Source organism: Microbacterium sp. NPDC079356, from assembly GCF_049545465.1.
Classification (GTDB): domain Bacteria; phylum Actinomycetota; class Actinomycetes; order Actinomycetales; family Microbacteriaceae; genus Microbacterium; species Microbacterium gawkjiense.
This window is the reverse complement of record NZ_JBMWDN010000004.1, coordinates 72,115-86,158: the sequence shown is the minus strand read 5'-3', so window position 1 is coordinate 86,158 and position 14,044 is coordinate 72,115. Positions and strand designations below refer to the sequence as shown.

Here is a 14,044-nt window from a genome sequence, read left to right as displayed (position 1 = left end):
TCAGCGCACATCCGATCGAGGGCGTGCCAGCGCCGCGCATGTGCGGGCCATGAACAGCAACATTCTCGCCTTCAAGTCGGACGTCCCCGAGTGGGATCAGATCGCAGGGTACAACCGCGCGACGGTCGAACGCTATGCCGCGGACCGGAGTCCGCGCGCGGTGCGCCAAGCAATGAGCGTCCTCACCGCCTACGTCGGATGGGTCCACCGCACCAGCGCGGCACCCATGAACGATCGCGCGTTCTCGACGCAACTCATCGACTACTACACCGTCGCCGTGCGCGCTGAAGCGATCCGTCCCGTGACGGCGGAACGTGAACGCAAGATCCTTCGCGCCATCGCTGGGGCCGCGACGGGCGTCGAGCGGCGCCAGGTTTCCACCACCGCCCATCCTGTCGCTCCCTACAGTGCCGCCGAACTCAGTCGGCTCCGCACGTGGGCCGACCTTCAGCCCGCCGCCTACCGGACCGGATGCATCGCCATCGTCACCCTCGCGGCGGCATGCGGACTCACCCGAGCCGAGATCAGCGAATCTCGCGGAACGGATGTCTTCGCCGACCTCGACGGTGCCCCGAGCGTGCAGGTCCGTGGCGGACGAGCCCGTACCGTCCCTGCCCTCGGAGGCTGGGAGTCTGAACTCGACGTGCTCGCCGGTGCCGGCGATCGTCGCCTCCTGCCCGTCGAACACGACCAGCTCTACTCCCACTACCGGGACGCGAGAGGCCAGGAGCGGCCAAGCCCGCAGCGACTGCGGGCTACGTGGCTGGTCACCCACCTCACCAACGGTGTCCAGGTGCCCGTCTTGCTTAGCGCGGCGGGGCTGTCGTCGGCCGACTCGCTCAGACGGTCAATCCCCTTCGTTCCAGCGCCACCCGAGGAGCTCCGCGTCCGAATGCTCCGCGGCGCGCGTGCGAAGGGGGTCCAGTCATGAGCATCAAAGGAACTCCTGACTCGACCGATAACCGCCCGAAAGTGCAGCGCCCCACGTACGAGGAACGTCCGCTGGCCACAGAGTACGACGTGGACCTCGCCATGCGAATCGTCGAGCGGGCCGAGCTGCGTGAGCTCTTCAGCGAATGGATTCGCGACTATCGCAGCCAGAACCCCGCCACGAAGGCGGGACGTCCGCCGACGCTGCAACCTTCAACCGTCGTCGCACTGCTGCTCGTCCTCCAGATGGAGCGTCGTCCCCTCCACCTCGTCCAGCTCGGCAGTCTTCTCTACTGCGGTCTTACCGTCGAGAGCCAGCGGCGACTGGGCATCACGGTCAACCCGATCATCTCCGCCGACAACTGGTTCGAACGTTGCCGAAGAGCATGGAACCGGCTCGAGAAGGCGATCGATCCCGACCCGCGCCCGGGCCGACAGAAGCGCGCAACGGTCGCCGGCTATGACGAAGCGAAGAAGAAGCGTAACGAGGACCTCCACGCCCCGGTGCGTGCCCTGCGTCGCGATCAGCTCGCCAATGCGCTGATCGAAGCAACTCTCTCCGAGCTTCCTGAGGCATATCGTCCGGCGGCATACACGGTCGCGTTCGACGCAACGCCGCTTCCCGAATTCGCTCGTGGAGTCGGAAGGAGCCGAAAGAACGCTCTCGGCCCGAACGAGAAGCTCTCGAGCGAACCTGAAGCCGGGTTCTACGCGCGGCACACGGAGGATCACGCGGACGATGGGTCGCAGCCCATGACGAAGGTGAAGTACGCCTTCGAGCTCGACATCCTCGTCGGCATGCACCCCGACCCGAACCGGACCAGCGACACGCCGATGCTGGCACTCGGAATCGCGCATCACACGCCGGGAGAGAAGCCGGGGGCGAATGCGCTCAAGGTGCTGGAGGGAACTCTGAAGCGAGGACACGTGATCAAGGAGTACATCGCCGACCGCGCGTACCTCCCTGGAACGAAGGTCGAGGACCTTCAACGACACCTGTTCGACCACGGCATCGCCGTCGTCATGGACTACAAGAAAGACGAGTTCGGCATCCAAGCGCAACACGAAGGAATGATTCTCGTCGACGGCCGCTGGTACTCACCTTCGATGCCGGAGGAGCTCCGCAACCTCGGCGCCGACTGGGCGGCAGCGCGAGAACGACACGACAGCCTCCTCAGCCGCGGCAAGCCCAGCACGATGCCCGATTTCACCGACCGCTTCGAGCTGCGCGCGATGTACGAATTCCGCCCGAAGGAGAAGCCTGACAAGTTGGGCAATACCCCCATGGTGTGCCCGGCGGCGCGCCCGAACTCCACGGTGTGGTGTCCCCTGAAGGCCTTCCTCCCGGCCGGCGCCAAGTTCCCGATCCAGAGCGTCCCGGTCAGCCCAGGAAAGGCCTGCACGAACAAGAGCAGCATCGCTCTGCCGCGCGACGCCGACGGCGGGAGGGCACTGAAGTACCGGCAGGACTTCGCCTACGGCACCAGGGAGTGGCAGCTCCACTACGGCCGTCGGAATCTCGTCGAGTCGTTCAACTGGAGCATCAAGGGCGAAAGCGGGATCAACCTGCATGTCGCGAGCAACCGCCGCGTACGCGGCGCGACCTCGAAGTACCTCTTCGCCGCGGTCGGCGTGGCCGTCGCGAACCTCGACAAAATCCAGAAGTTCGTCCACGAGAAGGAGCGGAACGAGATCGACAAGGTGCTCGAAAAGGTAGGCATGGCTCCTATGGCCCGCAGCGGAAAGTCCGGGAGGCACCACCAGCTGGTGCACCGGAAGCGAGTGGCGGCCCAGATCCTGCAAGCGAGTGAGCTGGTTTCCTGACCCACACACATGCACGACGCGGCTCCTCGGCCGCGTCGTGCATGTGAGGATCGTGCGATGAAGGTGTTCGAGTCAGCCGCGACGATGGCGCTACCTGACCCGCGCGTCTGGGTGTGCGGCGACTTCCACGGGAACGTCGGCTGGTTGCAAACCCTCCTGCCGGCTCTACACCGCTACGACCGCGGCATCACCACGATCCTCCACGCAGGTGATTGGTGGATGGATCCGCGCGCGGTCGACTATTGGAGCCGCCGCAGCGGTATCGAGCGGATCCTCGTAACTCTCGGAAACCACGAGCCGTACAACCAGTACACGCCCCTGCTGGATGCTCACCCCGGTCGGGCCATCCGCATATCCGAGGTCGTGTGGCTACTCCCGCGGCCGTGGCGACTCGAGATCCACGGCCGGAAGATCCTGAGCCTCGGCGGAGCGGCTTCCGTCGACCGCAAGTGGCGCACCCCCGGCGAGGACTGGTGGGAGGACGAGCGAATCCTCGACGAGCATGTAACCGCCGCGTCCGCGGGACCCGCCGACGTGATGGTCACGCACGAGAGCCCTGATGACACACCGGTTGCGGACGTTGCCGCACTTCTGCGGAGGAACCTCAACGGCTTTCCCGACGAAGCGCTCGAGGAATCAGCGGCGTCGCGCGCCCAGGTGGACAAGGTCTGGACTGCGGTAAACCCGAGGCTGCTCTTCCACGGCCACATGCATGTCGCGGGTTCCGGAACGACCACCGACGGGCGCACCGTCGTAAGCCTTGGCCGAGACGTGGCGGAGGGGAACGCCGCGCTGCTCGATCTGGTCGAGATGTCGGTGGACATCCCGTCGCTGCGGGTCTTGCGGGGTTGGTAAGTCGCGCCGCAGCGGCCCCGGCGGCGCGAACGTGAGTCCGCCTGTCGCGGCAGCCCCAGTCGTACAGGCCGGCATATTGTCGCTGGGACCGTCATCGCCAAGGCGCCTACTGGTGCTCATGACGGCCACGTCGATCACCTAGGCCGACACCCGCGACACCGTGTCGCGAGCCGAGCGTAGGCAGCGGCCTGTGGCAGTGTTGCTGACGTGACTGGGGAAGTCGTGAATCGACCGAAGTTTTCGCGCACAATATTTGCGCTTCGAATCCTCCTAGCGATAGCAGGAGCTGTCGCGGCGCTGACCGCCTTCTTGAGCTGGTCCGAACCTGACAATGCACTACCGAGGCTGATCGCAGTAGGTGCCGGCATTTTCGCGGCTGTGACTACTTTCGCTGTGTGGATCCTCGAGGAAATGCGGAAGAAGGCGCTCGAGAAGGACAAGAAGACGGTTGAAAGACTCCTGGAGGCGGAGCGCGTTCGAGTCCTCACGGTAACGAACGGTGCTTTTCTTCCAACGCTGCTCGCGTTGCAACGCCTCGCTGCAATCGAGATCGGGGATCGGAGGAACGAGATCAGCGGGTTCAGGCAGTCTGTGGTCGAACGCGTGTGTGACCTCGTTCAGAATGAACAGCCTCGCGCAGCTTACTTCCGGGTCCAAGATCTCGGGGTGAGCACGGGCGCCCGTGTGATGAAGCCGGGACTCTACATCGCACAGCGATCCCGCACCGACGAGTTCACTACCGAATTCGTTGAGGGTAGCGGGATCGAGCCTGGTGTTTGGAGTCTGATCGACTCATCGGATCAGGCGATTCGGCAAGATGAAGTCAACCTGCCGGGGAAGGCATACCATGCGTACATCTCAGCGCCGGTCAGGGCGGGCGGAATCGCGTTCGGAATGCTCACGGTGAATGTGCCCGAGGCTGGCGGCCTCTCACTGGAGGACCAGAACTTCGTCCTGGTGCTTGCGCGCCTCCTCGCGGTTGCCGAATCCATCTCGTTGTCTGCGCAACAGCGCGGGGTCCTCGCTCGTGTCTGAGGATGGACCTACACTCGACTCAGGGAGGTCTGAACATGCCCATCGCGACGCCTAGTCCTCAAGGATCGGTGTACGTCAATCCTGAGATGGAGAAGGCACACCAAGAAGCCATTCAGGCGGTTCAGCGTGAGCGGGTGGAGCCTGCGCATATCCGTGAAGCTCGTCGACAAGCGTTGCTTCGTTGGCTTGAAAAGGCCTGAACCGAGAGACGGCAGTCTCGCGTAGCCCGGCGCGCAAGACCGAAGGCCGGGATACTGCGCGATCGAAATGTTGACCTATGGGCGCGCCCGTCCTGCTCCCGGACACAAATGTCTGGGTCTACCTTGTTGATGCGGTTGCCGTCGAGAGTGTCCGGAAGGAAGCCCAACGGCTCGGCGTAACAATTGCCGCATGCCCTGCCGTGGTTTACGAGTGTCTGCGTGCACGACTAGACCCGGTGGCGAAGAAGAAGCGCATAGATGCGCTCACCCGTGGTTCTTGGAAGCGCCTCATGCCCGAGGCATACAAGGAGTCGATGGAGGCAAGGCTAGCAATCAGCCGGGTCCGACCCGAATGGATCGAGCCCGCTCCCGACCTACGTCAATGGATGCATACCAAAGCTGACTGGGAACACGGGTGGTGGACGCGCGCGCGGCGGGACACGCAGGCTGAAGCTGAGCGAATTCGGCGGATGGACGGCTCTGACCTTGAAGTCACCAGGAGCGCCGCAGCCGCACGTCGCCAAAGTGCGCGCGATGCACGTCTCACCTTCGACAACATCGATTTCGATGTGGCGGCAGTCCCCGCCTCACCGCCCGCTTGGTGGGACGGCTATCCAGTGGAACTCTGGCGCGTGGAGTTCGCGACAGTACTCCGTCATGCGTTGGGTCAGGCCAACAGCCCCTTCCGCGATTGGCTTGCGCCGTGGATCACCTTGGCTCTTATCGACGAGATCGATTGGTTTCGACTCTGGACTCGCGAGGTGACGACAGAGGAGATGCCGCTGGCGTGGCTCCGATGGGCCTTCGAGCATGTGCAGGCTACCCGCACGACCACGAATGGCACCCCCGTTGATAACCAGATCGCAACCTACCTCCCTGAGTGCGACGCCTTCGCGACGTCTGACAAGGCGTTCGCGGAATGCGTCGAGAAGGTACGGCCGCACTCGCCGGTACCCCTCGGTCGAGGGTGCAAAGTGCCTGCTAACGAAGGGGCGGCAGACGCAGTCATCGACTTGATCCGAGAACTGTCCGCATAGCGCGCCCAGCTTCCGGCGGGCTCAGAGCGCGCGAGCGCCGCTTCAGCGAGCCGACGGCTCAGGTTTTGATCGCTCGGCTGGTGAGGATCGAGGAAGCGTCGAGTATTGACCATTTGCGAAGCGAAAAACTTAGCTGATCGGGATAAAGCTGTTCGAGGACTTACGCGAACAAAATCGCGTACTTCCGCGAACAACCCGTGGAGGGGCTGACGGGAATCGAACCCGCGCTGTCTGCTTGGGAAGCAGAAGTTCTGCCATTGAACTACAGCCCCGTGCGCCCGGAGGCACCCGGCAAGCCTAGCAAGACCGGGAGCCGTTCGACCGAACGCAGATCGGGAGTGCCGGTCAGTCCGTGGCGGCGGGCGGCTGTCCCGGGCCCTGCGGCGGCTGTCCCGGGCCCTGCGGCGGCTGTCCCGGGCCCTGCGGCGGCTGTCCGGGGTGCGGCGGCTGGCCGCCCGGGTACCCGCCGCCGGGGTAGGGCGGCCCGGGGCGCGGCGCGAAGACCATGCCGCTCTCCTGCATCGCGCGCAGCATCCCGTTCTTCACCGCCGTCCGCTGGATGAGGTAGCCCACCCAGATCATGAGGGCGATGAAGCCCAGGTAGAGCACGATCATGAGGATCACGAAACCGGCGCCGAGCCCTGCGTACTGTCCGTAGCTGTCCATGCCCGCACCCTATCGGCGGGTGCGACATCAGTCACGCACGGCGAGCGAGCAGACCACGACGAGCACGCCGAGCCCCGCGACGAGCCCCGCCAGGGCGAGCCACCCACCTGCCGTCCACGCGGCAGCGCCCACCGTGCCGATGACGCTCGAGCCCACGTAGTAGGCGACGCTGTACAGCGCGACCGCGTGCTGCCTCCCCGACCCGCCGGCGCGCGCAGTGGCCGCGTTGGCGGTCGCGTGCGCGAGGAACATCCCCGCCGTGATGAGCAGGATGCCGGCCACGATCACCGGCACGGCCGGTGCGACCGTGACCGCGGCGCCGACGGCCATCGCCGCCCCACCGGCGACCAGCGGCATCCGTGTGCCCCATCGGTGGACGAGCGCGCCCGACAGGCGCGAGGTCACGGTGCCCGACAGGTACGTCAGGAACACCAGCGACACCGCCGTCGCGCTCAGGAAGTACGGCGCTGCCTCGAGGCGGAATCCGATCGCGTTGAACACGGCGACCATCGCGCCCACGACCATCGCTCCGATCGCGTACAGCGGCAGCGCCCGCACGTTGACGGCCTGACGCCCGAGCGTCCGCAGACTGCTGCGCAACGGCACGACCCGGTGCGGCGCGGTCGCCGGCAGCAGCACGGCGAACAGCACCGTGAGTGCCGCCGCCAGCACCCCCATCAGCTCGAGCGACAGCCGCCACCCGACGAGCTCGCCCACCGGCGCCGCGACCAGCCGGCCCGCCAGCCCGCCCACGCTCGTCGCCGCCACATACGCCCCCGCGGCGACGCCGGCCCGGTGCGGACCGGCGGCCTCGTGCAGGTAGGCGACGGCGAGGGCGGGGATGCCGCCGAGCGCCGCCCCGAGCAGGAACCGCCCCGCGAGCAGCCCGGCGAACCCGGGCAGCAGGGGCGACGCGACCGCGATGACCGCGGCGGCCACCGCTGCGACCTGCAGCATCCGTCGACGGCCGAACCGGTCGGCGGCCAGGGCCCACGGCACGATCGCGAGCGCGAGACCCAACGTGGCGGATGACACGACCCACGACGCGTCGGCGGCAGTCAGCCCGTAGGTTTCGGCGATGCCCGTGAGCAGTCCCTGCGGGGCGTAGAGCACTCCGAAGGTCGCGATCCCCGTCGTCCACATCGCCGCGCCGAGCCGGCGGGGCGCCGCGGTCACGATCGGGATGTCGAGAGTCGTCACCCACCCCACGGTAGGCATATTTCTCATCCGGATCCAATACCGGTGCTCGACGAGCGATACCATTGGCGCATGAGTCGCCTCGCCGCGCTGCTGCCGCACCTGCCCCTGCTCGACGCGCTCGGCCGCGACGAGCACGTCACCCGTGCGGCGCAGGCCCTCGGCGTCCCGCAGCCGAGCGTGAGCCGCGCGCTCCGGCAGCTCGAGGCGCAGCTGGGCGTCGCGCTCGTGGCGCCCGAGGGTCGCGGCATCCGTCTCACCCCCGCGGCGAAGCGGATGCTGCCCGGCGTCCGCGTCGCCCTCCGCGCCGCGCAGGACGCCATCGACTCGCTCGACGACGCGCGCGCGACCGTCTCGCTCGCCTTCCAGAACTCGCTCGGCGAGAACCTGGTGCCCCGCCTCGTCCGGCGCCTGCGCGAGGAGCGCCCCGACATCCAGATCCGCCTCTGGCAGGGCGCCCGCGACGCGTGCCTCGCCGAGCTCGCCTCGGGGCGCACCGACCTCGCGATCGTGTCGGGGGCAGCCGCGGCGGGCGAGGCATCCGTGCACCTTTACGACGAGCCGCTCGTCGCCGTCGTTCCCGCCGGGCACCGCCTCGCGACCGGCCGCCGGGTCACGCTCGCCGACGTCGTCGCCGAGACCCACGTGACCCTCAAACCGGGCTACGGCCTGCGCCGCACCCTCGAGCAGCTCGTCGCCGCCGAGGACGCCGAGCTGCGCATCGCCTTCGAGGGCGACGACCTGCGCACCCTCCACGGCCTCGTCGCGGCGGGCCTCGGCATCGCCGTCGGACCCGAAGTGCCGCATCCGCTCGACGGCTGCGTGCAGCGGCCCATCGACGATCCGCGCGCGGTGCGCGACATGGGCGCGGTTTTCCACCCCGGCACCCGGCCGCCCGCCGTCGACGACGTGCTGCAGGTGCTCATCGACGTCGCCCGCGGCTGACCCGCCCGCCCGCGGCGGCAGAATCGAGACGGACGGATGCGACGGAGGCTGCAGTGCGCGCGATGATCATGGACCGGATCGCCGGTCCCCTCACCGTCACCGAGGTGCCCGACCCGGTCGCCCCCGACGGCGGCGCGGTCATCGAGGTGCACGCCACGGGGCTGTGCCGCAGCGACTGGCACGCGTGGGTCGGTCACGACGACATCGCCCTGCCGCACGTCCCGGGCCACGAGCTCGCCGGCGTCGTGGCGGCGGTGGGGCGCGGTGTCGAGCGCTGGAACGTCGGCGACCGCGTGACGGTCCCCTTCGTCTGCGGATGCGGCCGGTGCGAGTGGTGCCTCGCCGGCGACGCGCAGGTGTGCCCGAACCAGCAGCAGCCGGGCTTCACCCACTGGGGGTCGTTCGCCGAACGCGTCGCGATCCACGCCGCCGACCGCAACCTCGTCGCCGTGCCCGAGGGGATCTCGCTCGAATCGGCTGCGGCGCTCGGATGCCGCTTCGCCACCGCCTACCGCGCTCTCACCGCGCGTGCCCGCCTGCGGGCGGGGGAGTGGGTCGTCGTCGTCGGCGCCGGCGGAGTCGGTCTCAGCGCCGTCATGATCGGGGCGGCGCTCGGCGCGCGGGTCGTCGCCGTCGACCGCTCGGCTGCCGCCCTCGACGTCGCGCGCCGTCTGGGCGCGGAGCACGTCGTCCGCGCCGACGGCTCCGACATCCCCGCCGCGGTCCACGAGGTGACCGGAGGCGGCGCGCACGTGTCGGTCGACGCCGTCGGCAGTGAGCAGACCTGCGCTGACGCCGTCCTCAGCCTGCGCCGCCGCGGCCGACACGTGCAGGTCGGGCTGCTGCCCTCGGAATCCGGTCTCTCCGCGGTGCCCATGGCCCGGGCCATCGCGTGGGAGCTCGACCTGCTCGGCAGCCACGGCATGGCAGCCGAGGACTACCCCGGGATGCTGCAGCTCATCGCCCGCGGCACGCTCCGCCCGCAGGACCTCGTCGAGCGGACGGTGTCGCTCGACGAGGCCGCCCAGCTGCTGCCTGCCATGGACACCGCGGCGCCCGCGGGGATGACGATCATCGACCCGCGGCGCTGAACGGCACCGGCAGGAGCAGCGCATCGAGCGCGACCCGCATCGCGGCGACGGGATCGGTGCCGTCGGCCAGCCAGCGCACCTGGATGCCCTCCCACATCCCGATCACGAGGTCGGCGAGTATCGCGGCATCCGTCGTCGTCGTCAGTCTGCCGAGCGACCGGTCGTACCCGATCGCCGCGGCGTACTCGGGGATGACGTCGGCGTACCGTGCGCGCAGCCAGGCGTGCGCCTCGTGGTCGGCGTGCGTGGCCTCGGCCTGCACGACCGTGAACATCCGCACGAGTTCGCGCCGACCGAGGTTGCGCTCGACGATCGCGAGGACCGTCGGGATGAAGCCGTCGCGCGCGGCGCGCTGCGAGAAGTCGGTGTCGGCGGCATCCTCCTGCGAAAGGACCGCGGCCAGCAGCGACACCTTCGTCGGGAAGTGGTGCATGACCGTCGTGAGGCTGAGGTCGAGCTGCTTCGCGATCTGGCGCAACGACCCGCCGCGGTAGCCGTGCGTGCCGAAGACGGCCGTCGCGCTCGCGATGATCTCGCTGCGCCGCGCGGCGGACTTCGCGTAGGGGCCCCGGGCGGGCGCTTCGGTCATGACGGCAGTGTAGATCGACTGAAACCGTGCAGATGCACGTTTTTGGGACTAGCGTGGTCGCGTGCAGAACTACCGCTGGGTGAAGGACGGCTCGCAGCAGCCCGGGACGATGCGCTACGGCGCCGACTACAACCCGGAGCAGTGGCCGCGCGAGGTGTGGGACGACGACGTGCGGCTCATGCGCGAGGCGGGCGTCAACATCGTCTCGCTCGGGATCTTCTCGTGGGGCCTGCTCGAACCGCGCCCCGGCGAGTACGACTTCGCGTGGCTCGACGAGATCATCGACCTGCTGCACGCGAACGGCATCGACGTCGACCTCGCGACGGCGACGGCGTCACCGCCGTCGTGGATGGCGCGCCGGCATCCCGAGATCCTTCCGCAGACCGTCGACGGGACCATCCTCTGGCCCGGAGCCCGGCAGCACTGGCGCCCGACGTCGCCCGTCTTCCGTGAGTACGCGCTGCGCCTCGTGCGCGCGCTCGCCGAGCGCTACGGTGATCACCCCGCCGTCGTCGCGTGGCACATCTCGAACGAGCTCGGATGCCACAACCTCTACGACTACTCCGATGACGCCGCCCGCGCGTTCCGCGCCTGGCTCGAAGCGCGCTACGGCACGATCGAGGCGCTCAACGACGCGTGGGGCACGGCCTTCTGGTCGCAGCACTACGAGGAGTGGGACGAGATCCTGCCGCCGCGCTCCGCGCCCACGATCCGCAACCCCGGACAGCAGCTCGACTTCGAGCGGTTCTCTTCGGATGCCGTTCGCGACCACCTGCGGGCCGAGGCCGCGGTGCTCGCCGAGGTGACCCCCGGCATCCCGCGGACGACGAACTTCATGGTCGCGCAGAACGTCCGCGACATCGACTACCCGTCGTGGGTGGGCGACGTCGACTTCGTCTCGAACGACCATTACCTGCGCCCGGGCGAGCTCGGTCGCGACGACCTGTCGTTCTGGGCGAACCTCACCGGGAACATCGCCGGCGGTCTGCCGTGGTTCCTCATGGAGCACGCGACGAGCGCCGTGAACTGGCGCGAGGTCAACCCGCCGAAGCGGTCCGGCGAGCTGGTGCGCGATGCGCTGACCCACGTCGGGCACGGCGCCGACGCGGTCTGCTACTTCCAGTGGCGGCAGTCGCGCGCCGGCGGTGAGCGGTACCACTCCGGCATGGTGCCGCACGCGGGCGAGCACAGCCGGGTGTTCCGCGACGTCGTGGCCCTCGGCGGGGCGCTGCGCGACCTCGCGCCCGTGCACGGCTCGCGGCGTGAGACCGCGCGCGTCGCGATCGTCTTCGACTACGAGTCGTGGTGGGTCAGCGGACGCGACGCCCACCCGACCGACGCGCTCGCGTACGACGCCGAGGCGCTCGCCTGGTACCGCGCGCTGCTCGACCTCGGGGTGCGCGCCGACGTGATCCCGATCGGCGCGTCGTTCGACGGCTACGAGGTGCTCATCGCCCCGATGCTGCACGTCGTCCCCGATGAGCTGCGTTCCCGTCTGACGTCGTTCGCGGATGCCGGTGGCCACCTCGTCACGACCTACTTCTCGGGCATCGTCGACCAGAACGACCGCGTCTGGCTCGGGGGATACCCCGGCGCACTGCGCGAGCTGCTCGGCGTGACGGTCGAGGAGTTCGTGCCGCTGCTGCCCGGTGAGCGCGTCGCACTCGCCTCGGGTGCCGCGGCGAGTGCCTGGACCGAGCGGATCGTGCACGTCGGCGACGACGTCGAGGCGCTCGATACCTACGCCGAGGGTGACCTGGCGGGTACGCCCGCGGTGACCCGCCGGCGGCTGCGCGCGGGTGGGTCGGCGACCTACGTCTCGGCCGACATCGGCCGGGACGGTGTGCGCGGCGTGCTGGCGGGGCTCGGGCTGGCCGCGCTCTCGGGCGACCCGCGGTCGGCCGACGGCCGGCTCGACGTCATCGAGCGCGGCGACGCCGAGGCGCGGTACGTCTTCCTCTCGAATCGCACCGACGACGAGGTCGTGGCCCCGGTGCACGGCGACGTGCTCGTCGGCGCGGCCGCGGCATCCGGAGTCCTGGTGCCGCCTCGGGGTGTGGTGGTGGTCCGCGTCGCGCGGTGAGGCGCCGGGCGGCCAGTAGGCTGGCCGCGTGCTGCTCAGCGACCGCGACATCCGACTCGAGATCGACGGTGGCCGCATCGGCCTCGACCCGTGGGACCCGGCGATGGTCCAGCCCTCGAGCGTCGACGTGCGGCTCGACCGGTACTTCCGGCTGTTCGACAACCACAAGTACCCGTTCATCGACCCCGCCGAGGACCAGCCCGAGCTGACCCGGCTGATCGAGGTCGCCCCCGACGAGCCGTTCATCCTGCACCCGGGCGAATTCGCCCTCGGCGCGACGTTCGAGCAGATCACGCTGCCCGACGACGTCGCCGCGCGTCTCGAGGGCAAGAGCTCGCTCGGCCGCCTCGGGCTCATCACCCACTCGACGGCGGGGTTCATCGACCCCGGTTTCTCGGGTCACGTGACGCTCGAACTGGCCAACGTCGCGACGCTCCCGATCAAGCTGTGGCCGGGCATGAAGATCGGGCAGTTCTGCTTCTTCCGCCTGACCTCGCCGGCAGAGAACCCCTACGGCACCGGGCCGTACAAGAACCGGTACCAGGGGCAGCGGGGGCCGACGGCATCCCGTTCGTTCCAGAACTTCCACCGCACCGACGTCGGCACCACCGACGCGGGTGCGAAGGGCAACTGACCGCGCTCGCCGTCAGGAGCGTGCGTCCGCGGCGCTCCAGCTCGCCAGCAGGCGCAGCCGGTCGGCTGTCTCCGATCCCGGCTCGGCTCCGTAGACGACGAGGTTCTGGCCCGGGTCGGCCGGCAGGGGCATCGCTTCGAACGTCAGGTGGAGTTCGCCGACGACCGGATGCCGGATGCTCTTGATCCCGGCGTCGTGGGTGCGCACGTCGTGGGACCGCCACAGCTCGCCGAACTCGGGGCTGCGGCGGTTGAGCTCGTCGACGAGCTGCTCGAGCGCTCGGTTGAGCGGGTCGGTGGCGATCTCGCGCCGGAGGTTCGCGACCAGGTTGGCGGCGGCCGTGCGCCAGTTGACGAAGAACTCCTTCGCGCCCGGCTCCAGGAACGCGTAGCGCGCGGTGTTCGGGATGCCGTCGAGCGCGGCGTCGTACAGCGGCGCGTAGACGGCCCGCCCGAGAGCGTTGGCAGCGACGAGGTTGCGCGCCGCGGTCGCGACGAACGCCGGCGAGTCGCTGAGGCCGTCGAGGATGCGCTGCACGGTGGGCCGGACCGTCGTCCGCTCGGGCTGTGCGACGGGGCGGAGGGAGGCGGTTGTGCCGGTCAGGTGGAACAGGTGATCGCGTTCGGTCGACGTGAGCTGCAACGCGCGGGCGACCGCGTCGAGGACCGAGGGGGAGACGACACCCACGGCGCCGCGCTCGAGCTTCGTGTAGTAGTCGACGCTCACCCCCGCGAGCATCGCGACCTCTTCACGCCGGAGCCCCGCGACGCGGCGATTGCCGCCGTAGGCGGGCAGCTTCGCCTGTTCGGGTGTGATCCGTGCGCGCCGGGAGACGAGGAACTCCCGCAGCTCGTTCTCGCCGTCCATGTTCCGAGGCTACGACGGAGCCCGCGCGCGAGGGTGGTTCCGCGAGAGCCTGGTTCGCTCGGCCCGGCGGGCGTTCACTGGTGTCGACCCT

Annotated in this window: 13 protein-coding genes and 1 tRNA gene; 9 read left to right on the top strand and 5 right to left on the bottom strand. The window is 69.0% G+C overall.

Annotated elements, in window-relative coordinates:
• Positions 1 to 49 precede the first annotated feature (49 nt).
• From ACPEH0_RS10870 to ACPEH0_RS10850, 5 genes are all read left to right on the top strand, one after another.
• The gene (locus ACPEH0_RS10870) at positions 50 to 931 is read left to right on the top strand and encodes a hypothetical protein (RefSeq protein ID WP_366214527.1); all 882 of its coding nucleotides are present in this window, start codon (positions 50 to 52) and stop codon (positions 929 to 931) included.
• On the top strand, positions 928 to 2,754 hold the full coding sequence (locus ACPEH0_RS10865; protein ID WP_366214526.1) for a hypothetical protein: 1,827 nt from the start codon (positions 928 to 930) through the stop codon (positions 2,752 to 2,754). Before ACPEH0_RS10870 ends, ACPEH0_RS10865 begins: the two co-directional genes overlap by 4 nt.
• Positions 2,755 to 2,811: 57 nt before the next feature.
• Positions 2,812 to 3,609 (top strand): metallophosphoesterase family protein, encoded by a 798-nt coding sequence (locus tag ACPEH0_RS10860; protein ID WP_366214525.1) that lies wholly within the window; start codon positions 2,812 to 2,814, stop codon positions 3,607 to 3,609.
• A gap of 207 nt (positions 3,610 to 3,816) precedes the next feature.
• On the top strand, positions 3,817 to 4,644 hold the full coding sequence (locus ACPEH0_RS10855; RefSeq protein WP_366214524.1) for a hypothetical protein: 828 nt from the start codon (positions 3,817 to 3,819) through the stop codon (positions 4,642 to 4,644).
• 277 nt (positions 4,645 to 4,921) lie between these two features.
• The gene (locus ACPEH0_RS10850) at positions 4,922 to 5,881 is read left to right on the top strand and encodes a hypothetical protein (protein WP_366214522.1); all 960 of its coding nucleotides are present in this window, start codon (positions 4,922 to 4,924) and stop codon (positions 5,879 to 5,881) included.
• Positions 5,882 to 6,079: 198 nt separating this feature from the next.
• On the opposite strand, the gene ACPEH0_RS10845 is transcribed toward ACPEH0_RS10850, so the two are convergent.
• The 3 genes from ACPEH0_RS10845 to ACPEH0_RS10835 all read right to left on the bottom strand — a co-directional run bounded on the left by ACPEH0_RS10845 (position 6,080) and on the right by ACPEH0_RS10835 (position 7,747).
• A tRNA-Gly gene (locus ACPEH0_RS10845) sits at positions 6,080 to 6,153 on the bottom strand.
• 73 nt (positions 6,154 to 6,226) lie between these two features.
• Entirely contained in the window at positions 6,227 to 6,547 is a 321-nt protein-coding gene (locus ACPEH0_RS10840) for a hypothetical protein (RefSeq protein ID WP_366214521.1), read from the bottom strand.
• Between the two features lie 27 nt (positions 6,548 to 6,574).
• A complete protein-coding gene (locus ACPEH0_RS10835; protein WP_366214520.1) occupies positions 6,575 to 7,747 on the bottom strand; it encodes an MFS transporter in 1,173 nt (390 codons plus the stop codon).
• 69 nt (positions 7,748 to 7,816) lie between these two features.
• On the opposite strand from ACPEH0_RS10835, the gene ACPEH0_RS10830 reads away from it, so the two are divergent.
• Both ACPEH0_RS10830 and ACPEH0_RS10825 read left to right on the top strand, forming a co-directional pair.
• Entirely contained in the window at positions 7,817 to 8,689 is an 873-nt protein-coding gene (locus tag ACPEH0_RS10830) for a LysR family transcriptional regulator (protein WP_366214519.1), read from the top strand.
• Positions 8,690 to 8,742: 53 nt separating this feature from the next.
• Positions 8,743 to 9,780 (top strand): zinc-dependent alcohol dehydrogenase family protein, encoded by a 1,038-nt coding sequence (locus ACPEH0_RS10825; protein WP_366214518.1) that lies wholly within the window; start codon positions 8,743 to 8,745, stop codon positions 9,778 to 9,780.
• On the opposite strand, the gene ACPEH0_RS10820 is transcribed toward ACPEH0_RS10825, so the two are convergent.
• On the bottom strand, positions 9,761 to 10,369 hold the full coding sequence (locus ACPEH0_RS10820; protein WP_366214517.1) for a TetR/AcrR family transcriptional regulator: 609 nt from the start codon (positions 10,367 to 10,369) through the stop codon (positions 9,761 to 9,763). The genes ACPEH0_RS10825 and ACPEH0_RS10820 overlap by 20 nt on opposite strands.
• A gap of 61 nt (positions 10,370 to 10,430) precedes the next feature.
• Between ACPEH0_RS10820 and ACPEH0_RS10815 the strand changes: the two genes are divergently transcribed.
• Both ACPEH0_RS10815 and dcd read left to right on the top strand, forming a co-directional pair.
• A complete protein-coding gene (locus ACPEH0_RS10815) occupies positions 10,431 to 12,452 on the top strand; it encodes a beta-galactosidase (RefSeq protein ID WP_366214516.1) in 2,022 nt (673 codons plus the stop codon).
• A 28-nt stretch (positions 12,453 to 12,480) separates the two neighbouring features.
• Positions 12,481 to 13,086 carry a dCTP deaminase gene (gene dcd, locus ACPEH0_RS10810; RefSeq protein ID WP_311861183.1) on the top strand — a complete coding sequence of 202 codons (606 nt, stop codon included), beginning with the start codon at positions 12,481 to 12,483 and terminating at the stop codon, positions 13,084 to 13,086.
• Positions 13,087 to 13,098: 12 nt separating this feature from the next.
• Here dcd and ACPEH0_RS10805 read toward each other — a convergent pair whose 3' ends face one another.
• Positions 13,099 to 13,953, bottom strand: coding sequence for a helix-turn-helix transcriptional regulator (locus ACPEH0_RS10805; protein WP_366214515.1), 855 nt, complete (start codon positions 13,951 to 13,953; stop codon positions 13,099 to 13,101).
• Between the last annotated feature and the right edge of the window lie 91 nt (positions 13,954 to 14,044).

Bases quoted from the DNA above. Each gene is read 5' to 3' on its own strand.
- ACPEH0_RS10840 (WP_366214521.1), bottom strand. From the start codon at position 6,547: ATGGACAGCTACGGACAGTACGCAGGGCTCGGCGCCGGTTTCGTGATC.
- ACPEH0_RS10860 (WP_366214525.1), top strand. From the start codon at position 2,812: ATGAAGGTGTTCGAGTCAGCCGCGACGATGGCGCTACCTGACCCGCGC.
- ACPEH0_RS10805 (WP_366214515.1), bottom strand. From the start codon at position 13,953: ATGGACGGCGAGAACGAGCTGCGGGAGTTCCTCGTCTCCCGGCGCGCA.
- ACPEH0_RS10830 (WP_366214519.1), top strand. From the start codon at position 7,817: ATGAGTCGCCTCGCCGCGCTGCTGCCGCACCTGCCCCTGCTCGACGCG.
- ACPEH0_RS10865 (WP_366214526.1), top strand. From the start codon at position 928: ATGAGCATCAAAGGAACTCCTGACTCGACCGATAACCGCCCGAAAGTG.
- ACPEH0_RS10870 (WP_366214527.1), top strand. From the start codon at position 50: ATGAACAGCAACATTCTCGCCTTCAAGTCGGACGTCCCCGAGTGGGAT.
- ACPEH0_RS10820 (WP_366214517.1), bottom strand. From the start codon at position 10,369: ATGACCGAAGCGCCCGCCCGGGGCCCCTACGCGAAGTCCGCCGCGCGG.
- ACPEH0_RS10850 (WP_366214522.1), top strand. From the start codon at position 4,922: ATGGGCGCGCCCGTCCTGCTCCCGGACACAAATGTCTGGGTCTACCTT.